The sequence below is a fragment of the Pseudomonas morbosilactucae genome (assembly GCF_023241665.1).
Classification (GTDB): Bacteria; Pseudomonadota; Gammaproteobacteria; order Pseudomonadales; family Pseudomonadaceae; genus Aquipseudomonas; species Aquipseudomonas morbosilactucae.
This window is the reverse complement of record NZ_JALQCX010000024.1, coordinates 83682-105499: the sequence shown is the minus strand read 5'-3', so window position 1 is coordinate 105499 and position 21818 is coordinate 83682. Positions and strand designations below refer to the sequence as shown.

17 protein-coding genes and 2 pseudogenes are annotated in these 21818 nt (G+C 63.3%); 14 read left to right on the top strand and 5 right to left on the bottom strand.

Annotated features, from left to right (window positions below):
* Positions 1-184 precede the first annotated feature (184 nt).
* The 3 genes and pseudogenes from M1B35_RS14025 to dmpG all read left to right on the top strand — a co-directional run bounded on the left by M1B35_RS14025 (position 185) and on the right by dmpG (position 3507).
* Positions 185-1492, top strand: coding sequence for an MFS transporter (locus M1B35_RS14025; RefSeq protein ID WP_268262247.1), 1308 nt, complete (start codon positions 185-187; stop codon positions 1490-1492).
* 43 nt (positions 1493-1535) lie between these two features.
* Positions 1536-2473 (top strand): annotated as a pseudogene (locus M1B35_RS14020) (acetaldehyde dehydrogenase (acetylating)).
* Between the two features lie 11 nt (positions 2474-2484).
* Complete coding sequence (gene dmpG / locus M1B35_RS14015) at positions 2485-3507, top strand: 4-hydroxy-2-oxovalerate aldolase (protein ID WP_268262246.1); 1023 nt, start codon at positions 2485-2487, stop codon at positions 3505-3507.
* Between the two features lie 76 nt (positions 3508-3583).
* Here the strand turns inward: dmpG and M1B35_RS14010 are convergent, their stop codons facing one another.
* Both M1B35_RS14010 and baeS read right to left on the bottom strand, forming a co-directional pair.
* Positions 3584-4255 carry a response regulator gene (locus tag M1B35_RS14010; RefSeq protein WP_268262245.1) on the bottom strand — a complete coding sequence of 224 codons (672 nt, stop codon included), beginning with the start codon at positions 4253-4255 and terminating at the stop codon, positions 3584-3586.
* Positions 4256-4258: 3 nt separating this feature from the next.
* Positions 4259-5676 (bottom strand): annotated as a pseudogene (baeS, locus tag M1B35_RS14005) (sensor histidine kinase efflux regulator BaeS).
* A 114-nt stretch (positions 5677-5790) separates the two neighbouring features.
* Between baeS and M1B35_RS14000 the strand changes: the two are divergent.
* The 3 genes from M1B35_RS14000 to M1B35_RS13990 are packed head-to-tail and all read left to right on the top strand — an operon-like array spanning position 5791 to position 11521.
* Positions 5791-6987, top strand: coding sequence for an efflux RND transporter periplasmic adaptor subunit (locus M1B35_RS14000; RefSeq protein WP_268262244.1), 1197 nt, complete (start codon positions 5791-5793; stop codon positions 6985-6987).
* 2 nt (positions 6988-6989) lie between these two features.
* A complete protein-coding gene (locus M1B35_RS13995; protein ID WP_268262243.1) occupies positions 6990-10127 on the top strand; it encodes an efflux RND transporter permease subunit in 3138 nt (1045 codons plus the stop codon).
* Positions 10124-11521, top strand: a complete 1398-nt coding sequence (locus tag M1B35_RS13990) for an efflux transporter outer membrane subunit (protein ID WP_268262242.1) — start codon at positions 10124-10126, stop codon at positions 11519-11521. The genes M1B35_RS13995 and M1B35_RS13990 overlap by 4 nt, the downstream gene beginning before the upstream one ends.
* A 27-nt stretch (positions 11522-11548) precedes the next feature.
* Here the strand turns inward: M1B35_RS13990 and M1B35_RS13985 are convergent, their stop codons facing one another.
* Together M1B35_RS13985 and M1B35_RS13980 are read right to left on the bottom strand one after the other, a co-directional pair.
* A complete protein-coding gene (locus M1B35_RS13985) occupies positions 11549-12193 on the bottom strand; it encodes a DUF3313 domain-containing protein (RefSeq protein ID WP_268262241.1) in 645 nt (214 codons plus the stop codon).
* Between the two features lie 69 nt (positions 12194-12262).
* On the bottom strand, positions 12263-12730 hold the full coding sequence (locus tag M1B35_RS13980) for a DUF3237 domain-containing protein (protein WP_268262240.1): 468 nt from the start codon (positions 12728-12730) through the stop codon (positions 12263-12265).
* Positions 12731-12925: 195 nt separating this feature from the next.
* Here M1B35_RS13980 and M1B35_RS13975 point away from each other — a divergent pair, with 195 nt between their 5' ends.
* The 5 genes from M1B35_RS13975 (at position 12926) to M1B35_RS13955 (ending at position 18116) form a co-directional block, all read left to right on the top strand.
* Positions 12926-13537: a TetR/AcrR family transcriptional regulator gene (locus M1B35_RS13975; protein WP_268262239.1), complete on the top strand. Its 612-nt coding sequence runs from the start codon at positions 12926-12928 to the stop codon at positions 13535-13537.
* 188 nt (positions 13538-13725) lie between these two features.
* The gene (locus M1B35_RS13970) at positions 13726-14988 is read left to right on the top strand and encodes a serine hydrolase domain-containing protein (RefSeq protein ID WP_425273410.1); all 1263 of its coding nucleotides are present in this window, start codon (positions 13726-13728) and stop codon (positions 14986-14988) included.
* Positions 14989-15105: 117 nt separating this feature from the next.
* Positions 15106-16440, top strand: a complete 1335-nt coding sequence (locus M1B35_RS13965) for an alginate export family protein (RefSeq protein WP_268262238.1) — start codon at positions 15106-15108, stop codon at positions 16438-16440.
* Positions 16441-16478: 38 nt separating this feature from the next.
* Positions 16479-17582: a polyamine ABC transporter substrate-binding protein gene (locus M1B35_RS13960; protein WP_268262237.1), complete on the top strand. Its 1104-nt coding sequence runs from the start codon at positions 16479-16481 to the stop codon at positions 17580-17582.
* A gap of 45 nt (positions 17583-17627) precedes the next feature.
* A complete protein-coding gene (locus M1B35_RS13955; protein ID WP_341870147.1) occupies positions 17628-18116 on the top strand; it encodes a DUF3237 domain-containing protein in 489 nt (162 codons plus the stop codon).
* A 7-nt stretch (positions 18117-18123) separates the two neighbouring features.
* Here the strand turns inward: M1B35_RS13955 and M1B35_RS13950 are convergent, their stop codons facing one another.
* Positions 18124-18735, bottom strand: a complete 612-nt coding sequence (locus M1B35_RS13950; RefSeq protein ID WP_123333168.1) for a TetR/AcrR family transcriptional regulator — start codon at positions 18733-18735, stop codon at positions 18124-18126.
* Positions 18736-19121: 386 nt separating this feature from the next.
* Here M1B35_RS13950 and M1B35_RS13945 point away from each other — a divergent pair, with 386 nt between their 5' ends.
* From M1B35_RS13945 to M1B35_RS13935, 3 genes are all read left to right on the top strand, one after another.
* Positions 19122-20105: a GlxA family transcriptional regulator gene (locus M1B35_RS13945; protein ID WP_268262236.1), complete on the top strand. Its 984-nt coding sequence runs from the start codon at positions 19122-19124 to the stop codon at positions 20103-20105.
* Between the two features lie 238 nt (positions 20106-20343).
* Positions 20344-20649 (top strand): hypothetical protein, encoded by a 306-nt coding sequence (locus tag M1B35_RS13940; RefSeq protein WP_268262235.1) that lies wholly within the window; start codon positions 20344-20346, stop codon positions 20647-20649.
* Between the two features lie 473 nt (positions 20650-21122).
* The gene (locus tag M1B35_RS13935; protein WP_268262234.1) at positions 21123-21599 is read left to right on the top strand and encodes a hypothetical protein; all 477 of its coding nucleotides are present in this window, start codon (positions 21123-21125) and stop codon (positions 21597-21599) included.
* Positions 21600-21818: the final 219 nt, after the last annotated feature.

Below are 21818 nucleotides of genomic sequence, written 5' to 3'. Positions count from 1 at the left end.
ACTCTTATTGTATGACTAGTTACGGGGTGTGGCATTGAATCTACCCCATAAAAAGCCATTTTGAAATCGTTGAACGTTAAATCGTATTACTATATTGTCTGCCGACCTGATCGAGAGGGTGTGCGCTCGACACGCCCCCGATCAGGCCCGGCACATCCATAACAAAAACAATTTGGAGAAGACTATGAATCCGGAAGCTCGGATCATTCGCACGCTCACGCTCAGGTTGATTCCCTTCCTGATCCTGTTGTACCTCGTGGCCTTTATCGACCGTTCCGCGGTGGGCTTCGCCAAATTGCACATGAACGCCGACATCGGCCTCAGCGATATGGCATACGGCTTTGGCGCGGGGCTGTTCTTTATCGGTTACTTCATCTTTGAAGTGCCGAGCAACCTGCTGCTGGAACGCTACGGCGCCCGCCGCTGGTTTGCTCGCATCCTGATTACCTGGGGCGCAATCACTGTCGGCATGGCCTTTGTCCAAGGCTCCTACAGCTTCTACGTCATGCGCTTTTTGCTGGGCGCGGCAGAGGCGGGGTTCTTCCCCGGGGTGCTGTACTACATCACCCGCTGGTTCCCGGTGCGTAATCGGGGCAAGGTGCTGGGCTTCTTTATCCTGTCTCAACCCATCGCGCTGATGGTCACCGGCCCCCTGGCCGGCGGCTTGCTGGGCATGAACGGGATCGCCGGCCTGGCCGGCTGGCAGTGGCTGTTCATCACCATTGGCCTGCCGGCGATCATCCTCGCCTGGCCGACCCTGAAAATCCTTCCCGATACCCCGAAAGATGCCCGCTGGCTGGCGGAAAGCGATCGTCAATGGCTGCTCAATGAACTGGACAAGGACCGCAAGGAATATGGCCAGACCGAGCACACCAACCCCCTGCGGGCCCTGACCGACCGCCGTGTGCTGATCCTCGCGCTGCTGTACCTGCCGAGCACCCTGAGCACCTATGGCCTGAGCCTGTGGCTGCCGACCCTGGTGCACCAGTTCGGCGGCAGCGACCTGACCACCGGCTTTATCTCGTCGATTCCGTACATCTTCGGGGTCATCGGCCTGCTGCTGATTCCGCGCAGTTCCGACCGTCTGAATGACCGTTACGGCCACCTGTGCGTGCTCTACGTATTGGGCGCCCTGGGCCTGTTCCTGAGTGCCTGGCTGAGCATGCCGGTCCTGCAACTGGCGGCCCTGTGCCTGACCGCGTTCAGCCTGTTCTCGGTGACAGCGATCTTCTGGGTGCTGCCGGGGCGTTTCCTGTCCGGTGCCTCGGCGGCGGCGGGCATTGCCCTGATCAACTCCTTCGGCAACCTGGGCGGCTACATCGGCCCGTTCGGTATCGGCGCCCTCAAGGAATACACCGGGACCCTGTCCTCGGGCCTGTACTTCCTGGCGGCGGTCATGCTCAGCGGCGTGGTGCTGACCTACATCGTTTACACCCAACTGGAAAAGAAGGCCTCGGCCGCGCGCAACGCCGCGTTGAGCCAGCCATCCTGATCGTTCCGGCGGGCAGGGATGCCCGCCGTCCTGGAGTCCCTGCATGACTAGAAAACTCAAAGTGGCCATCGTCGGGCCCGGCAACATCGGCACCGACCTGATGATCAAAGTGATGCGCAACGCCAAGTACCTGGAAATGGGCGCCATGGTCGGTATCGACCCGGCTTCCGACGGCCTGGCCCGGGCAGCACGCCTAGGCGTGGCGACCACTCACGAAGGCATCGAGGGCCTGACCCGGCTGCCGGAGTTCGCCGACATCGACTTCGTGTTCGATGCCACCAGCGCCGGCGCCCACGTCAAGAACGACGCCTTCCTGCGTTCGGTAAAACCCGGTATTCGCCTGATCGACCTGACCCCGGCGGCCATCGGCCCGTATTGCGTACCGGTGGTCAACCTGGAGCAGAACCTCGACCAGTTGAACGTCAACATGGTCACCTGCGGCGGCCAGGCGACCATTCCGATGGTGGCGGCGGTGTCGCGGGTGGCCAAGGTCCATTACGCGGAAATCGTCGCCTCGATCGCCAGCAAATCCGCCGGCCCCGGCACCCGGGCCAACATCGACGAATTCACCGAAACCACCTCCAAGGCCATTGAAGTGATCGGCGGCGCCGGCAAGGGCAAGGCAATCATCGTGATGAACCCGGCCGAGCCGCCACCGATGATGCGCGACACGGTGTTTGTGCTGTCGGAAGCCGCGACCAGGCGCTGGTGGAAGCCTCGATTATCGAGATGGCCGCCGCCGTGCAGGCCTATGTGCCGGGTTATCGCTTGAAGCAGCAGGTGCAGTTCGAGGTGATCCCCGAGGACGCGCCCTTGAACATCCCGGGCCTGGGGCGTTTCTCCGGGCTCAAGACCTCGATCTTCCTTGAAGTCGAAGGCGCCGCCCATTACCTGCCAGCCTACGCCGGCAATCTCGACATCATGACCTCGGCGGCCCTGGCCACGGCCGAGCGCATGGCCCAGTCGCTGCTCAAGGCCTGAGGAATCCCGTCATGACCTTCAATCCCGGTAAAAAGCTCTACATCTCCGATGTGACCCTGCGCGACGGCAGCCACGCGGTGCGCCACCAGTATTCGATCCAGAACGTGCAGGACATCGCCCGCGCCCTGGATGCGGCCAAGGTCGACTCCATCGAAGTGGCCCACGGCGACGGCCTGCAAGGCTCCAGTTTCAACTACGGCTTTGCTGCGCACACAGACCTGGAGTGGATCGAAGCGGCGGCCGACGTGATCAGCCACGCGAAAATCACCACCTTGCTGCTGCCCGGCATCGGCACGGTGCATGACCTCAAGGCCGCCTACAACGCTGGCGCCCGGGTCGTTCGGGTGGCCACCCACTGCACCGAGGCCGATGTGTCGAAACAGCACATCGAATTCGCCCGGGAGCTGGGCATGGACACCGTGGGCTTCTTGATGATGAGCCATATGATTCCGGCCGAGCAGTTGGCCCAACAGGCCAAGCTGATGGAAAGCTACGGTGCGACGTGCGTGTACATGGCCGACTCCGGTGGCGCCATGAACATGCAGGACGTGCGTGACCGTTTCCGTGCCTTCAAGGCTGTGCTCAAGCCGGAAACCGAGACCGGCATGCACGCTCACCACAACCTGTCCCTGGGGGTGGCCAACTCCATCACCGCGGTGGAAGAGGGCTGTGACCGTATCGACGCCAGCCTGGCGGGCATGGGCGCCGGGGCCGGCAACGCCCCGCTGGAAGTGTTTATCGCTGCGGCGGATCGTCTGGGCTGGAACCACGGCACCGACCTCTACACCTTGATGGACGCGGCGGATGACATTGTTCGGCCGTTGCAGGACCGCCCGGTGCGGGTGGACCGCGAGTCCCTGGCGCTGGGGTATGCCGGGGTGTATTCGAGCTTCCTGCGCCACGCCGAAATCGCTGCCGCGCGCTACGGCCTGAAGACCGTGGACATCCTCGTTGAGCTGGGCAAGCGGCGCATGGTCGGCGGCCAGGAAGACATGATCGTCGACGTCGCACTCGACCTGCTGCGCAAAGCCTGACCGGCCTTCTGCGCTCCCAGTGACATCCCCCTCGTTCCCACGGTCCCCGTGGGAACGATCAGTTCAGCCCCGCGACCTAGAGCTGCAGCTTGTAACCCACGCCATACAACGACTGAATGATGTCTTCACCCGGGCAGGCCTGCTGCAGTTTGCGTCGCAGGTTGCGGATATGGCTGTCCACGGTGCGGTCGGTGACTACGCGGTGGTCGGAGTACAGGCGGTCCAGCAGTTGATCCCGGGAAAACACCCGGCCCGGCGCTTTGGCCAGGGTGTTGAGCAGGCGCAGTTCCACTGGGGTCAGGTCCAGCTGCACACCATCGAAGGTGGCGCGGTAGAGCGCCTCGTCGATCTGCAAGCGCGCCACACTGGGCGTTTCGAGTGCAGGGCCACGGCGCAGGATGGCCTTGACCCGGGCCACCACTTCCCGCGGGCTGAAGGGTTTGCAGATGTAGTCGTCGGCCCCCAGGTCCAGCCCCAGCAGGCGGTCCACTTCCTCGACCCGGGCGGTGATCATGATGATCGGCACGCCACTGAACGCCCGCAGGTCCTTGCACACTTCCAGGCCGTCGCGGCCCGGCAGCATCAGGTCCAACAAGATCAGCCGCGGCACCCGGGCGCGCACGCTGGGCAGCACATCCAAACCATTGTCCAGGCACAGGGTCGGGTAGCCGGCGGCGTTCAGGTAGTCGCGCATCAGCGCCGCCAGTTTGGGTTCGTCTTCAACGATCAGGATCGGTGCGTCGTCCATGGTTCAGGCGCTCCGCGGCAGGCGCAGGGTCAGCCACAGGCCGCCCAGGGGTGAGTGCTCGGCGCTGAGGCTGCGCCATGGGCCAGGGCAATGCTGTGACAGATCGCCAGGCCCAGGCCGGCGCCGCCGCTGGCGCGGTTGCGCGAGGCCTCGCCACGGTAAAACCGCTCGAACAACCGAGGCAGTTGCTCCGGCTCGACCCCGGGCCCGGAGTCGAGAAAGTCGATGCGCAGTTGTTCGCCTTCCAGCGCCGCTGTCACCCGCAGCACGCCACCGGCATCGGTGTAGCGCAAGGCGTTTTCCAGCAGGTTGCTGAATAGCTGGGTCAGGCGCTTGTCATCGGCCTGGGCCCGCAGCGGTTGCTCCGGCAGTTGCAACTCCAGCCGCAGCGGGTGGGCCGCACAGCGTTCGCTGAACATCGCCACGCAGTCGTGCAGCAACTGATCCACGGCGCATTCGCTCTTGCGATAGGTGAGGGCGCCGACATCTGCCAGGGACAGTTCATACAGGTCATCCACCAGTTGGCTGAGCATGGTCACCTCGCCCTGTAGGGACTTCATCGATGCCTGGTCCAGGCGCCGTACCCCGTCCTCGATGGCTTCCAGCTCGCCACGCAACACCGACAGCGGGGTGCGCAGTTCGTGGGAGACATCCGCCATGAAATCCCGGCGCATGCGTTCGTTGCGTTCCAGGGTGTAGGCCAACTGGTTGAAGTCCCGGGCCAACTGGCCCACTTCATCATTGGACGACACCGCCACCCGGCTGCTGTATTCACCCGCCGCCAGGCGGTGGGTGGCCGCGGCCACGCGCTTGACCGGGTCCAGCAGCACCCGGGCAATCCACCAGGCAATCAGCATCGCCAGCAGCAGCGAGACCACGCCCATGGCCAGGCTGGTGCGCAATTGGTAGAGGCGAAAGCGATCACCGCCGGCCTCGGTGACGGTCTGGAACGGCGTCACGGCCAGCCAGCCGACGGTCTGGCCGTCCACCACAATCGGCCGCTGCAACGCGTCATCGCCGATTGCCGCGTAGCCCATCACCAGTTGTTTCTGGCCGTCGAGCAGGGCGATGCGGAACACCGCGCCGGTCAGGTCCGAAGTGGATACCTGCGGCCGCTCCTGGTAGGCGAAGTCTTCGCTGGGGTCCGGGCGCAACATCTCGAACCAGCGGTCCGGCTGGTTGCGCAGGAACTCCCAGTTGCCTTCATCGCGGTACGCGTTGGCCAGGCGCGGCAGCACCGGGCTCATGCGTTGCAGGGCCTGCTCGTTGAGGTAGTCGAGAAACCCGCGGCCGAAGCTCCAGCCGTTGGCCAGGCCCATGCTGAGGATGACCAACAGGACGCTGGCCAGGACCGCGCTGAACAATTTGGTGGAGATACTCAGTTTCATCGGCTCGCCGTACAGGGGGAAAGGCCCGCACATTTAGGCCCTGGTGACGCGAAGATTCAAGGTCGCGGGGCAATCTTCAATTTTCCTGCACATTTGCCTTCCAGCATGAACGCCTGGCTCCCGCCATTCCGTCTTGCAGAGGCATTTATGTCGACCAAACTTTTCGCCAAATTCATGGTGACCGCGGCCTTTATCCTGGCCATGGTCTTGCTCAGTCTGTTGAGCGGCTGCTCGCCGAGCACCGAGGCCCCGGTGGCCGAGGTGCCCAAGGTCAAGGTGCTGACCGTCAAGCCCCAGAGCCAGGCCCTGACCAGCGAGCTGGCCGGGCGCACCAGCGCCTTGCTCAGTGCCGAAATCCGCCCCCAAGTCGGCGGCATTGTGCAGAAGCGCCTGTTTGTCGAAGGCGCCGAGGTCAAGGCCGGGCAGTCCCTCTACCAACTGGACCCGGCCAGCTACAAGGCGGCCCTGGCGGAGGCCCAGGCGACACTGGCCAAAGCCCGCGCCACCTTGAAGTCGGCCCAGGCCACCGCCAAGCGCAATGCCCAACTGGCGAAGATCGACGCCATCAGCCAGCAGGATAACGAAGACGCCCAGGCCAGCCTGCTGACGGCTGCTGCCGAGGTGCAAGTGGCCCAGGCCGGGGTGGACAGTGCCCGTATCAACCTGGCCTACACCCTGATCAGTTCGCCCATCAGCGGGCGCATTGAAACCTCCACCGTGACCCCCGGCGCCCTGGTGGTGGCCAACCAGGACAGCGCCTTGACCACGGTGCAGCAACTGGACCCGATCTACGTCGACGTCACCCAGTCCACCAGCGAGCTGCTGCGCCTCAAGCGCGACCTGGCCAGCGGTGCCTTGCAAGGGACCGACGCCGGCAGCGCCCAGGTCAGCCTCAAGCTCGACGACGGCAGCACCTACGAGCACCCGGGCCGCCTGCAATTCAGCGGGGTCAGCGTCAACCAAGGCACTGGCACCGTGACCCTGCGCGCCGAATTCCCCAACCCGGAGCGGCTGTTGCTGCCGGGCATGTACGTGCGTGCGGTGCTGGAGCAGGCCCGGGACGACCAGGCGATCCTGATTCCCCAGCAAGCGGTGACCCGCAGCGCCAGTGGCGTGACCTCGGTGTTGCTGGTGGTCAATGGCAAGGTCGAGCAGCGGGTGCTGACCATCGACCGTGCCGTGGGCAACCAGTGGTGGGTGACGTCGGGGCTGCAGGCCGGTGATCAGTTGATCATCGAGGGCGGGCAGAAAGTCCGGGCCGGCAACCCGGTGGTGGCGCAGAACGGTGGCAGCCGCAGCCCGAGCCTGAAAGCGCCGGCCACTGCCATTGCCCAGGAGGGTTGAGCATGGCGCGTTTCTTTATCGACCGGCCGATCTTCGCCTGGGTCATCGCCATCGTCATCATGCTTGGCGGCGCTTTGTCCATCAGCCAGTTGCCCCTGGAACAGTACCCGGACATCGCCCCGCCCACGGTGCGTATTTCCGCCACCTACACCGGCGCCTCGGCCAAGACCGTGGAAGACTCGGTGACCCAGGTCATCGAGCAGCAGATGAAGGGCCTGGACAACCTGACCTACATGTCCGCGTCCAGCAGTTCGGCGGGCAGCGCCAGCATCAGCCTGACCTTTGCCGCCGGCACCGACCCGGACGTGGCCCAGATGCAGGTGCAGAACAAGCTGCAACAGGCCGAGTCGCGGCTGCCCCAATCGGTGCAGAGCCAAGGCCTGACGGTGACCAAGGGCGGCTCGGACTTCCTGATGATCGCGGCCCTGGCCTCGGACAATGAGAGCGTCACCGCAACCCAGATCGGTGACTACATCTCCAGCACGCTGCTGGACTCCATCAGCCGCATCGACGGTGTGGGCGACGTGCAGACCCTGGGCTCGGGCTACGCCATGCGCATCTGGCTGGACCCGGCCAAGCTGGAAAAGTACGCGCTGATGCCGTCCGACATCAGCAGTGCCCTGGAGGCGCAGAACACCGAGGTTTCCGCCGGCCAGCTCGGCGCCTTGCCAGCGGTGGCGGGGCAGCAACTCAACGCCACCATCAGCGCCCGCAGCAAACTGCAGAGCGCCGAGGAATTTCGCAACGTGGTGGTCAAGTCCTCCAGTGACGGCGCCGTGGTGCTGCTGGGGGACGTGGCTCGGGTGGAACTGGGCAGCGAAAGCTACGACGTCACATCGGCCCTCAACGGCAAGCCCGCCGCGGCCATGGGGGTGCAACTGGCGGCCGGGGCCAATGCCCTGAGCGTGGGGGAGGCGGTGAAGGCCAAGCTCAAGGAGCTGGAACCCTTCTACCCCTCGGAAATGCAGCTGAAAAACGTGATCGCCTACGACACCACGCCCTTTGTCAGCCTGTCCATCGAGGAGGTGGTCAAATCCCTGGGCGAGGCCATCGTCCTGGTGGTGCTGATCATGTACCTGTTCCTGCAGAACCTGCGGGCCACGCTGATTCCGGCGATCACCGTGCCGGTGGTGCTGCTAGGCACCTTTGGCGTGCTGGCGCTGTGCGGGTACTCCATCAACACCCTGACCCTGTTTGCCATGGTCTTGGCCATCGGCCTGCTGGTGGACGACGCCATTGTGGTGGTGGAAAACGTTGAGCGGGTGATGAGCGAGCAGGGCCTGTCGCCGCTGGAGGCCACGCGCCAGTCCATGGCCGAGATCACCAGCGCGCTGATCGGCATTGCTTTGGTGCTCAGCGCAGTGTTCATCCCCATGGCGTTTTTCGCCGGTTCCACGGGGATCATTTACCGCCAGTTCTCGGTGACCATCGTCTCGGCCATGGTGCTCTCGGTGCTGGTGGCCATGACCTTGACCCCGGCGCTGTGCGCAACCTTGCTCAAAACCAGCGACGCCCAGGGCCACGGCACTCGGGGTGGCTTCTTTGGCTGGTTCAACCGCAGCTTCGAGCGTAGCGCCGGGCGCTACCAGGGCTTGGTCGATCGCATTCTCCAGCGCGGCGGCCGCAGCTTGCTGCTGTACGGGGTGATCCTTTTGGTAATGGGGGTGGGCTACCTCAACTTGCCGACCTCGTTCCTGCCTGATGAAGACCAGGGCATGCTCATGGCGCAGATCCAGTTGCCGGTGGGCGCCACCGACAGCCGCACCCAGGCGGTGACCCGGCAATTCGAGCAGTACCTGCTGGAGCAGCCGGAAGTCGAGGCGCTGATCAGCATCACCGGCCTGGGCATGGGCGGTAACAGCCAGAACACCGGCCGGGCCTTTATCAAACTCAAGGACTGGAGCCTGCGCACCGGCCAGGGCCAGGACGCCGCGAGCATCGCCCAACGAGCGACCCAGGCCCTGGCCAGCATCGGTGACGCCAATGTGTTTGTGATGCAGCCGCCGGCGGTGCGTGGCCTGGGCCAGAGTTCAGGGTTCGACCTGCAGCTCAAGGACCTGGGCGGCCTGGGCCATGAGGCCCTGGTGGCGGCCCGGGAGCGCTTTATCGAACTGGCGAAACAGGACCCGCGGCTGATCGGGGTGCGCAGCAACGGCCTGGACGACACGCCCCAACTCAAGGTCAGCATCGACGACCGCAAGGCCGGGGCCCTGAGCCTGAGTACCAGCGACATCAACGCCACCTTGTCCACCGCCCTGGGCGGCAGCTACGTCAACGACTTCCTCAACCAGGGCCGGGTGAAGAAGGTGTACGTGCAAGGCGAGGCCGAGGCGCGGATGCAAGCAGCCGACCTCGACCACTGGTTCGTGCGCAACAGCAACGACGAAATGGTCCCGTTCTCGTCCTTTGCCAGCAGCGCTTGGACCCAGGGTTCGCCGCTGCTGGAACGCTACAACGGCAACGCATCCCTGGAAGTGGTGGGCGACCCGGCACCGGGCGTCAGCTCCGGGGTGGCCATGGACGCCGTGGAGGCAATCATCCGGCAATTGCCCGAAGGCATTGGCTACGAGTGGACTGGTCAGTCCTATCAGCTGCGGCTCTCCGGCTCCCAGGCGCCGTTGCTGTACGGCATTTCGGTGTTGTTCGTGTTCCTCTGCCTGGCGGCCTTGTATGAGAGCTGGTCGGTGCCGTTCTCGGTGATGCTGGTGGTGCCCCTGGGGGTGATCGGCGCGGTGCTGGCCACCCGGTTCAGCGGCCTGAGCAACGACGTGTATTTCCAGGTCGGGCTGCTCACCACTGTGGGCCTGGCGGCAAAAAACGCAATCTTGATCGTCGAGTTCGCCAAGCACCTGCAAGAGCAGGGCAACAGCCTGCGCGAGGCGACCCTGATTGCCGTGCGTCAACGCCTGCGGCCGATTCTCATGACCTCCCTGGCCTTTATGTTCGGCGTGCTGCCCCTGGCCTTGAGTTCCGGTGCCGGTTCCGCCGGGCGCCAGGCCATCGGCACTGGGGTGCTGGGGGGCATGTTCAGCGCCACGCTGCTGGGGATCTTCTTTGTGCCGCTGTTCTTCGTGCTGATTCGCCGGCGCTTCAGCCGCGTGTCCGGCCCTCAATCCAACGCCACCAAAGGTGACGCATGATCAAGTCGCATTGGCCGCTGCTGGCCGCCTTCACCCTGTTGGGCGGCTGCATCAACCTGGCCCCCGAGTACCAGCGCCCTGACGCGCCGGTTGCCGAACAGTGGCTGCCCGCCGGGCAAACCCCCGCGGGCGACGCGGCCGCCGATATCCAGTGGCAGCAGTTTTTCACCGACTCACGCCTGGCACGTTTGCAAAGCCTGGCCCTGGCCAACAACCGCGACCTGCGCCTGGCCAGCCTGAACATCGAGAAGGCCCAGGCCCAGTACCGCATCCAACGGGCCGCAGCGTTGCCGAGCATTGACGCCGGCCTCAGTGGCAGCCATAGCCGCAGCCCGGCGTCGGTGTCCAGCAGTGGTTCGGCGGTCACCAGCCACGACTACAGCGCCCAGTTGGGCCTGAGCAGCTATGAGCTGGATGTGTTCGGCCGGGTGCAGAACCTCCAGGACGAAGCCCTGGAGAACTACCTGGCCCTGGGTGAAACCCGCCGCAGCACACAGATCAGCCTGGTGGCCGAAGTGGCCAGTGCCTGGCTGACCCTGGCCGCCGACAACCAGCGCCTGCAACTGGCCGAGAGCACCTTGCGCAGCCAGCAAGCCACCTACGAGCTGACCCAGCGCAGCCACGCCTTGGGCGGGTCTTCCGGGCTGGCCCTGGCCCAGGCGCAAACCACGGTGGAATCGGCCCGGGGCGAGGTGGCGGTGTACGCCAGCCAGATCCTTCAGGACCAGAACGCCCTGCGTCTGTTGGTTGGGGCCGAACTGCCCACGGAGCTGCTGCCTGGCGACGACCTGCAATCGGTGGCGCTGCTGGTGCAGGTGCCGGCGCAACTGCCGTCCAGCCTGTTGCAGCGGCGGCCCGATGTGTTGGCGGCGGAACACAGCCTGAAGTCCGCCAACATCGACATCGGCGCCGCCCGGGCAGCGTTCTTTCCCAGCATCAGCCTGACTGCCAACGCCGGCAGTGCCAGCTCGGCCTTGTCCGGCTTGTTCAAGGCCGGCAGCGGCGCCTGGACCTTCGCCCCCAGCGTCAGCCTGCCGATTTTCGATGCCGGGGCCAACCGCGCCACCTTGGATGCGGCCAAGGTCGAGCGCGAGATCCAGGCCCAGACGTACCAGCAGACCTTGCAGACCGCCTTCAGGGAAGTGGCCGACGCCCTGGCCGTGCGCAGCACCCTGGACCAGCGCCTGGCGGCCCAGCAGGCCCTGACCGACGCCAGCCGCAAGAGCTTCGAACTGGCCGACGCCCTGTACCGCGGCGGCTCGCAAAGCTACCTCGAAGCCCTGGACGCCCAGCGCTCGCTGTACAGCGCCGAGCAAGACCTGATCACCCTGCGCCTGGCGGAACAGAGCAACCGGGTGACCCTGTACAAGGTACTGGGAGGCGGCTGGAACTGAGGATGCGACTCCTGCCTTGACCCCGTGTTACTTGAACTGCGCAAGCATCATCTGCGCGCCCTTGTCGATGCCGGCCTTGGCCGCGGTCAGGTCGCCGTGGGTGGCGCCGATGTCCAGGGGGCTGGGGTATTGCTTGGTCACGTAGCTGTCCAGCAGGCGGTTGGTGTAGGCGTTGTAGACCTCCACCGAATAACTCACCGAACCGGTGAACGAACCCTTGTTGCCACGCAGAGTCTGCACCAAGTTGTAGGGACCGCCCGCCAGGTCGAAGCGCGAAAAGGTGCCCAGGTAGGGCGTGGTGCGCTCGGCGCCGGTAAGGGTCAGGCGAATCCTCAGGGTTCGCGGGGCAGGGCGCTGCACCGGCTTGAACCGCCCTTGCAGGGTGTCGGCGAATTGCTGGTCCATGTAGCGCGCCAGGATCAGCCGCTCATTGGCATTGATCGCGTTGAACTGATGGTCGGCACCCTGGTAGACCACCACCGGGTCGAGGATCACGTTGCGGTAGGTTTTCCAGTCCACGTACGCCGAGTAGCGGTAGGGAATCCGCCCGGAAGGGTCCTGGGTGTTCAGGCGCAACTCGCGGCTCGCCGGCAGGTCGGCATACGGATGGGGTTGGGTACCGGCACAGCCGGCCAGGGTGGCGCACAGCAGCAAGGGGAGGGCGTGACGCATGGGGGTGATCCTCGGACGCTAGAAGGGAGCAGGGAATGCACGGCGGGCCGGCGCTAAGGCCGCCAGGGTTCAGCCATCCAGGGCGTAGACGTTGATCAACAGATCATCGGCTTCCAGGTATTCGATATGGCCAATAAATAGGTCCTGCTCCAGCCACTCGTAACGCCCCCGGGGCACTTGGAAACGCGGGCTGCAACGGCAGCGATAATGCTGGGGCGGTAGGGGCCAGCAGCCTTCCTGAAGCAACGCCTGGCCCGTGGCGTCCAGCACCAGCAGGCCGTCGTTGAGCAGGTTGATCAGGGTGCCGTCGTCGGTCAGCAGGCTGTAGCGCGTGCTCAAGTGGGCGAGGCCGTCGCCACGCTCGACAAAAAAGTCCGCGCCGCCGGGCAGCACCTCGCCGCGCAGGTCGTGGCCATGGAACTCACCACCGAGGATTGTGTTGTTGCTGCGTAAACCGTCGCGACACGGGCCCAGCAGGCGCGCCTTGTCGATGCGCACAATCAGGGTCAAGACCTTGCGCAGCTGGGCGGTGGGCATGGGGTTCACTCCTCTGGCCGGGTGCCGGCGTAGGGTGCTGGGCTATGGGGTGCACTGAGGGCGCTTCTGCCGTGACATCCCTTTACAATGGCGGGCGGTCGTTATCGACTAAAGCGTACAGTGCGGTGCAGTTTTAATTTGCCGACCGGTCTTGTCAAGAAAAAGTGTACAGGTCGGTTTACTTTAGGAGTCGCAATGAAGATGCGAACCGAGGCGCGTCGGGTGGCCATCATCGAGGCCGCCGCCAGCGTGTTCCTCGAAATGGGTTACGAACGGGCGTCCATGAATGAAGTCTCGAAGCGTTGTGGGGGCTCTAAAACAACGCTTTACGGCTATTTTCCGTCCAAGGAAGAATTGTTTGGCGCGGTGGTCCGGGTATACGCCACCGCCCATTTGTCCGAAGCCGTGGCGGACCTGGTGCAGGACAGTGATCGCTGCCTGGCGCAGGTCCTGAGCCGTTTTGGCGAACGCATGCTGATGGTGCTGACCAACGACGGCACCGCCCTGGCGGTGTATCGCATGGTGATCGCCGAAGCCGGGCGCTCCGAGATTGGCCACTTGTTCTACGAGTCGGGGCCCAGCGAATGCATCAACCGCCTGGCCACCCTGATGGCTGAGGCCATGCAACAGGGGACGCTGCGCCAAGCCGACCCGCACCTGTGTGCGCAGCAGTTCCTCGCCCTGCTGACCGCGGAAAACGACGCTCGGGTGTTTCAGCAGGCCCCCGCGCCGCTGGATCTGCTCCAGGTGCAAGGGATGGTGGAGCGTGCCGTGGACATGTTCCTGATGGGCGCTAAGCCGCGCTGACACAGGCCGCGCCTGGGCCCGGGCAATCCGGGGCAGGGCGCTGGCAAGTCTTTTCAGGGGTGTGCTTGCGCCGCAACGGATGAAGCATAAGTTCGCCTGTAAAATATTTTATTGACTAAACAATTTGTCTTGGTTAATTATTTCTGCGCATCTGCTGTCACGCAGAGTCATTTTCCGAGTTCAACCCGATGAGTCAGCACACCTCGTCCACCCCAGTCAGCCACCCCCTCCACGCCAACGCGGCATCCACCCCATTTTCCTCGGCATCCTTGTTGATGCAGGGCTTTCCCGCGCCCCGGGAACAGCGGGTGACCTGGCACAACTGGATGCGCCCGCCGTACAACCAGTGGGGCTTTCGCAACCTGGCGCGGCTGCGCCCGAGCATTGAGGTGCAAGCCGGGCGCGCCGCACAAAGCCCGCTGCGCGCGGCGCCCCAGGGCCTCGATCAGGTGCACTTTCGCAGCACGAGCGGCCAGGACATTAGCGTGCTGGAGCACTTGCACGCCAGCCACACCGACGGTTTTCTGGTGCTGCGCGACGATGAAGTGCTGTTCGAGCGCTACTTCAATGGCCAGGGCCCCCGAGACCGGCATGTGATGTTCTCGGTGACCAAGTCGCTGATCGGCACCCTGGGCGAACAGTTGGTCAGCGAGGGCCTGCTGGACCCGCAATTGAACGCCGTACATTACGTGCCGGAACTGGCCGGCAGCGCCTTTGCCGACGCCACCCTGCGCCAGTTGTTCGACATGGCCGTGGGCGTTGGCTACAGCGAGGTCTACGACGACCCCGATTCGGAAAGTTCGCAATACGGCTATGCCTGTGGCTTCCAGCCGGCACCAGCGGAATATGCGCGCTTCGAGTCTCTTTACCAGTACCTGCCGTCCCTGCAGAAAAATGTCGAGCACGGCGGCTTCTTCCATTACGTCACCGCCACCACCGAGGCCTTGGCCTGGGTCATGGAGCGGGCCTCGGGGCAACCCTGCGAGGCCCTGCTGCAAAACATCTGGAGCCGCCTGGGCTGCGAGCGCGACGGCTATTTCATGGCCGACCCCTGGGGCCGCAGCGTGGCCGGTGCCGGTTTCAACGCGACCCTGCGGGACATGGGGCGCTTTGGCCGTCTGCTGGCCAACGAGGGGCGCCACGACGGCCAGCAACTCTTGGCCCGGGACACCGTCGAGCGCATTGCCGCCGGCGCCGACCCGGCGATCTACGCGGCCAACGCCGAGTTTTCCCAGTGGACCCCTGGCGCCTCCTACCGCAGCCAGTGGTACGTGTTCAACGACTTGCGCCAGGCCCTCATGGCCGGCGGCATTCACGGCCAATACCTGTTTATCGACCGCGCCTCCAAGGTGGTGATCGTCAAGCAGTCGTCACTGCCCGATGCCGTGAGCGAGGTCGATGCCGACAGCGTGCGCATGCTGCGGGCCATCGCCGAGCATCTCGGGCGCTGAAGCCCACCCACCATAAGAATTTTGCGTTGCACCCGACCGGGCCTGGCCCGGTCTTGGCGGCGTCCTGCGTCGCCTTTCACTGCCCTGTAACAACAAAAACCAGACAGGAGCTCCACCATGTTTCCCACGACCCGTATTGCCCGGGGGCTGCTGGCCCTCGGCTTGCCCCTGGCCGCCCAGACGGCGCTGGCCGGCTACAGCTTCGAAGACGGCGACCTCAAGGGCGAGGTCAACCTCACCGTCGGCGGCGCCACCCTCACCACCCGCCAGGTGAACTTCGGCAGCGGCCGAGTCGATCAGCGCAGCCGTGAAAACGGCGGCAGCCGCATCAGTTGGCAAGAGTTCTACGTCAAGCCCGGCATCACCCTGGATTACGCCCTGCAACCGGACTTCAGCCTGCTGGCCGGTGGTTCCCTGGTGGCCGCGACCACCCTGGGCGACGGCGATGCCGGCGGCTACACCCGCAGCTCAGATGGCAAGGTGGCGGCCGAAGAACTGTTCGCCGGGTTCCGCGCCGGCGAATGGAAGTTCACCGTCGGCCGGCAGAACTACCTGGTGGGCAATGGCTTCATCGTCATGGACGGCAACCTCGACCAGCTCAAGGACGGCGCCTACTGGCTTGGCCCGCGCACCGCGTTCAAGGATTCGGCGATCCTCGCCTGGGACCACGGCCCGCTCAAGGCCCAGGGCTTCACCTTGCGCACCGACGACGACCTGGGGGATTTCCGCCTGAGCGGGGTCAACCTCGACTACAACCTCGACGACCAGGTGACGCTGGGGGCCATGGCCTTGCAGGTGGACTCTCTGGCGCCCCGTGGCAGCACGACTTCCCGCCGCGACGGCATGCGGGTGTACAACCTGCGGGCCTTGAAAGCCGTGGTGCCGGGCCTGCCGGCGCTGACCCTGAATGGCGAATACGCCTTGGAGCGGGGCAGCGGCGAGGGCACCGAGTACGACGCCAAGGCCTGGTACGCCCAAGCCGACTACGCCTTCAACGGCCTGCCGCTGACGCCGATCCTCGGCTACCGCTACGCCAGCTTCTCCGGCGATGACAACCTGGCGGACAACCGGCAGACATCCTGGGACCCGCTGAGCAAGGGCTTTACCGACTGGGGCACCTGGCTGGTGGGGGATGTGGTGGGCAACTACCTGTTGTTCAACAGCAACGAGAACGTCCAGCAGTTTTCCCTGAAGACCCACGTCAGCGAGACCCTGACCCTGGGCGCGATCCACTACCAGTTCTGGCTCGACGAAAAAAACTACCAGGGCGTGCCGGTCAGCGATCGGCGTTTTGCCGACGAGAGTGTGGTGTTCCTCGACTGGACCCCGACGCCATCGTTCTACACCTCGCTGTCCTATAACTGGGTCAAGCCCCTGGCCGCCGCCAAGCAAGTGTTTGGCGATGACCAGACCTTCAGCGCCCTTGAACTCTATTTCACCTACCGCTACTGATGTCGCGTGCCAACGCGGCCGCGTAGGAGTCCTGCACCATGAACAAGCATTTGCGTAACACCCTGTTGGGCGTAGCCCTGGGTTTGCTGGGGGCTGCTCCGGCCCTGGCCGAGCAACCCACGGTGCGGATCTACAACTGGATCGAGTACCTGCCCGCCGAAGTGCTCAAGAGCTTTGAGCAAGAGACCGGCATCCGCCCGGTGTACGACGTCTTCGACAGTGTCGAGACCCTGGAATCCAAGCTGCTGACCGGCAACTCCGGCTACGACGTGGTGTTCCCCAGCAGCTCCAACATCAGCCACTTGATCGCGGCCAAGGCGATCCAGCCCCTGGACCGCCAGCAGTTGCCCAACTGGCCGCACCTGGACCCACAGTTCATGACCTCCCTGGAAGCCGTGGGCGATGCGGGCAACCGCTACGCCGTGCCTTATCTGTGGGGCACCACCTTGATCGGCTACAACGTCGACAAGGTCCAGCAGGTGTTTGGCAAGGACGTGCAGATGAACACCTGGGACATGATCTTCAAGGAAGAAAACCTGTCGAAACTGGCCGGTTGTGGCGTCGGTTTCCTCGATGCTGCCAACGAGATCGTGCCCATTGCCTTGCATTACCAGGGCCTGGACCCCAACAGCCAGAAGCGCGAGGACTACCCCAAGGCCCAGGCCGCCATGGCCAAGATTCGCCCCTATATCACCTATTTCAATTCCTCGCGCTACGGCATGGACCTGGCCAACGGCGAAATCTGCGTGGCGGTGGGCTGGTCCGGCGGGGTGGCCCTGGCCAAGCAACTGGCGGATGCCGCCGGCAAAGGGGTGAACGTGGAAATGGCCTTGCCCAGGGAAGGCGCACCGATGTGGTCGGACGTGATGGTGGTGCCGATCAACGCGCCCCATGCCGAGCAGGCCCATGCCTTTATCAACTACATCCTGCGCCCGGACGTGATCGCCCTGATCAGTAACCGCATCGGCTACCCCAACCCCAACAAAGACTCCACCGTGCTGGTGGATGCGGCGATCCGCAACAACCCGAACATGTATGTCCCGGAGGCGGCACTCAAGACCCTGTTCCCTCTGGAGCCGGTGCCGGCGGCGGTGGAACGCATCCGCACCCGTACCTGGACCACGATCAAGACCAGCCGTTGAAACCGCGGGCCCCGGCACTGGCCGGGGCCCTCAGGAGTGAATGCCGTGAACAGACAATCCCGGGCCATGGGCGTGGCGCCGAACCTGCAACGGGTCCTGAGCCTGCGCGTCGAGATCGGCCCCGAGCAAAGGCTGGGCGACAGCCAGGGCGGCCTGCGCAGCAACTACCCGATCATCGGCGGTGAGTTTTCCGGGCTCGACCTGGAGGGGCAGGTCCTGCCGGGCGGCGCCGACTTTTATCTGCAGCGCCCGGACGGCACAGGGGAACTGGATGCCCGCTACAGCCTGCGCACCACCCAGGGCGAGCTGATCAATCTTCATAACCTGGGGCTACTGACCCTCACCGAGCGTGGCCGGCAACTGGAGCGCCAAGGTCAGTGGCCGCTGCCCGAGGATCAGTATCACTGCACCTGCACCCCGCGTTTCCAGGTGCCCAAGGGGCGCCTGGAGTGGCTGGTGCGCACCAGCTTTATCGGCTTGGTGCATTACCCCAGTGCCAGCGAGGTGCTGATTCGCTGCTACCGCTTCTATTGAATCGGGGTCAGGCGCGCATGCCCTGGAACAGCAGGGCAGTGATGCGCCGCACCTGGCTGGAGTGAGACTCGACGTCCGGCGGGTCCTGGCTGACCAGGCGCAACAGTTGCAGGTGGGAGTAGTCGTTGAGCAGGTAGGCCGCCAGGTCGACGTCAAGGTCGGCGCGCAGCTTGCCGGCCTGTTGCAGTTCGCGCAGCAAACCACTGATTTCCGCACGCAGGGCCTCGTTCATCGCCCGGTAGCCTTCCGGCAGTTCACTGTCGCCGCCAAACAGGATCAGCGGCAGCAACTCGCGCCACAGCGCCGGTTGCATCACATCCAGGGCATAACCCGTGAGCAGCTTCTCCAGGTAGCACAGGGTGTCGACCGGGTCGTCCAGTTGCGGAATCAGGCTGCGGGTGTCGCGCAGGGCACGCTGATCGGCTTCGCGGAGGATCTCCAGGAGGATTTCCTGTTTGTTGCCGAAGTACTTGAACACCGTGGGCGCGGAAACCCCGGCCTGGCCGGCGATCTGCTCGATGGTGGTGCTCTGGAAACCCTGGCGTTCGAACAGTTCGATGGCGGCCTGGCTGATGGCCTGGCGGCGTTGGGCTTTCTGGCGTTCGCGTAGTCCGCTCACTGAAGATCCTTGGGCACGTGGGAGGAGGGGAAAGGCCGCAAGAATAGCGCATTGGCTGTCGGGCAAAAATACTTGTCCGGTTAAATTATTTTTCCGGATAAAACTATTTTCCTGCAACGCGCCCCCGCATTGCGCGGGGCGGTTTGGGCTATCCGCCGGGGCGACGGTCAGGACTTGGGGAGGTTCCCTCACTCAGTGTTTAGCGGTATGGCCGAGGAGGGCGGTGCCCAGGTCTTCCTCGGAAGCGTGCAACTGTCTCTGTGGGGAACTGCAGCAAGGGGGCTGTTCATCGCTGGTAGTGGGCATGGAAAACGTATCAAACTGGAGGCTCGTCAACGCAATAGAGTGCTTGAACCGTGATCCAACGACGCCAATTTAGCGGCGGCATGAAGGGTAAAAACCTGCGCTACCTGAATGAGCAGCCTGGCGAAGCTCGTCAAACCCTTCAGGCCGGCTTCGTGCTGCTGGAGCATTTCTCCCTACCGGCGTTTACCCAGATGCTGGACACGATAGTCACCGCCAATCTACTGCGGCCCCAACTGTTCGCCGCACGCACCTTCGGCCTGGATGAGAGCGAAGTCATCAGCGACCTGGGCCTGGTCATCCGCCCGGACGCGCGTATCGATGGCGCGGCCATCAAAGACCTGGACCTGTTGGTCATCTGCGGCGGCTACCGCACTGAACTCAAGGCCTCGGAGTTGTTTATCCAGTTGCTGAAAACCGCTGCCGACCTGGGCATCAGCCTCGCCGGCTTATGGAACGGCGCCTGGTTCCTCGGTCGGGCCGGGGTGCTGGAAGGCTACCGCTGCGCCATCCACCCCGAGCATCGCCCGGCGCTGGCAGAGTTCTGCAAAGCCACCCAAGTCAGCAGCGAACCCTACGTCATCGATCGTGACCGACTGACCGCATCCAGCCCCTCCGGCGCCTTCCACATGGCCCTGGACTGGATCAAAACCCTGCACGACAAGGCCCTGGTCGAAGGCATCGAAGACATCCTGGCCTTCGAAGAGTCCCGCTACCGGCGCATCAAACCCACTGAAAACATCTGCCTGAGCGCACCCTTGCGCGAAGTCGTGAAACTCATGGACGCCAACCTCGAAGAACCCCTGGAACTGACCCAACTCGCCACCTACGTAGGGCGCTCACGCCGACAACTCGAACGCCTGTTCAAAGAGCAGTTGGGCACCACACCACAACGCTACTACCTGGAACTGCGCATCACCGAAGCCCGCCGATTGCTGCAGCACACCGAACTGTCTCAAGTCGACGTACTCGTCGCCTGCGGCTTTGTCTCACCCAGCCACTTCAGCAAGTGCTACAGCTCGTATTTTGGCTACAGGCCTTCGAAGGAAGTGCGGTTGGTGAAATGAAAGCGGGATGGGAGGAGGAGTGTGGTGATGAGAAATGCGGGGGAATTAATATAACTCAACTAAATAGTCATTTAGTTTAGTTATGTTTTTTGGTTATTTATCAAGACTAACAGAGAGGTTAGGGCCGCTACGAGTTTCCGCCAGATTGAGGCTGAATCCTCGAGGGATTGGCCTGACCGAATCACCCAAAATGCGGTTAAAACGCCTGAATATCTGAGGCTTGATGCAGGCGCATTCGTTGAATGATGTGATTGCCATGCCTGAGCAAACCTCAGGCGCCACCGATGAAATTACGGACTTTATAAAGGCCTGGCTAAGACAGCATCACAAAGGCATCCAAGATTCAGCGCGCACGATTCAGCTCAGCGTTGCTGGGGATTATCTGTGGCCGTTGCTTCAAGTCATCTCCAAACAAACACAGCTCAGCTTGGCACCGGATGGGCAAGAAAATTGCTCAGACTGCACGAGAGCTCGCGCAAAGCGATTACCTGCAATCGTTAGCTGCATGAGACTGGCGGCAGCATCACGTCACGAAGTTTTCTGAATCGATCCGGATCAGCGCGCGTTCGGCATTAACGGATGCAGGATGCACTGGACGCGGCGGTGTGCGGATCACAGGGCGTATTCACCTTGAGCGACATTAGCAAGCCAAGCAGGTAACTGGACCTGGTGATTGTTGAGGCTCAAAAGGGAGTGGCCTGGCTTTGAATCTGACCGGCAGACATCCCCGTGGGCGTATATGATGGTTCACATAATGTATATTATGTTAAATGACAGGTCATGTCATAGATGTTCATGAGCTGCCTAAGCCACTGATTCGACAAATCCGTTTCTGACGTCCACTCTCTCAACGGGCCATGTCCTTCGTGTTCATGGCGAGTCATTGAATGAGGTGGCTGCCGATGAAGCTGATTCAGTGTCGTTTCTCTTCAGGTCAGCGTGTACCGCTGCTCGTGCAAGCTGGTAACGCAGCGCCTTTGCCCATAGTCATTCCGTTCATCTACGTTCAACTCAAACTTGGCCTGCCACTTCGAGTCGATTCTGGCTTTACTGGACGGTTACGCCATCTGGCTCCAAAGCGGCCGTCAAGCCGACAACCTGGTCGCCCGAATCGGCAAAGCTGAAACGGCATTTTTTCCGCAGATCGATCCGCGTACCCGTGACCAGTACCTGCGGTTGCTGAAGCAGTACCTGTCCTGGTGTGTCACCCGATACATCCCGCGTGCCCGTCAAAACTTGAGCGCCCTAGCTAGTCTTGACGTTGCGTTTGCCGATGTTGCCGACGTCATTGAACGGCGCTTTGAGAGCCGTATCATCAATGCTCATCCCGACCGCACGCGTTACCGCAGCCTGACAGATACGCAACTCCAGATTGTTCGTACACTGATTCGCCCGGGAGCCGCGGAGAATCCGTTTCCGGAAAGATTGCAGTTGCGCAATTGGCTAATGATTGAATTGTTGCTGGAGACCGGTATCGTCGTGGAGAGCTTCTGAAGCTCTATACCACGGATATCAACCAAGGTTCTCAGCACGCCTATGTCACCATCAATGACCGCGAACATGACCCCGCCGACCCGCGTGCTGAAGAGCCTGCGCTGAAAACCCACGGACGAACCGTAGGTATTTCTGCACAGCTGTATGAGGTCTACGAGCACTACATCCAGAGCGAACGGCGACCTCTACGTGACGGCAAACCGGCGAGTCTGCGGTTGG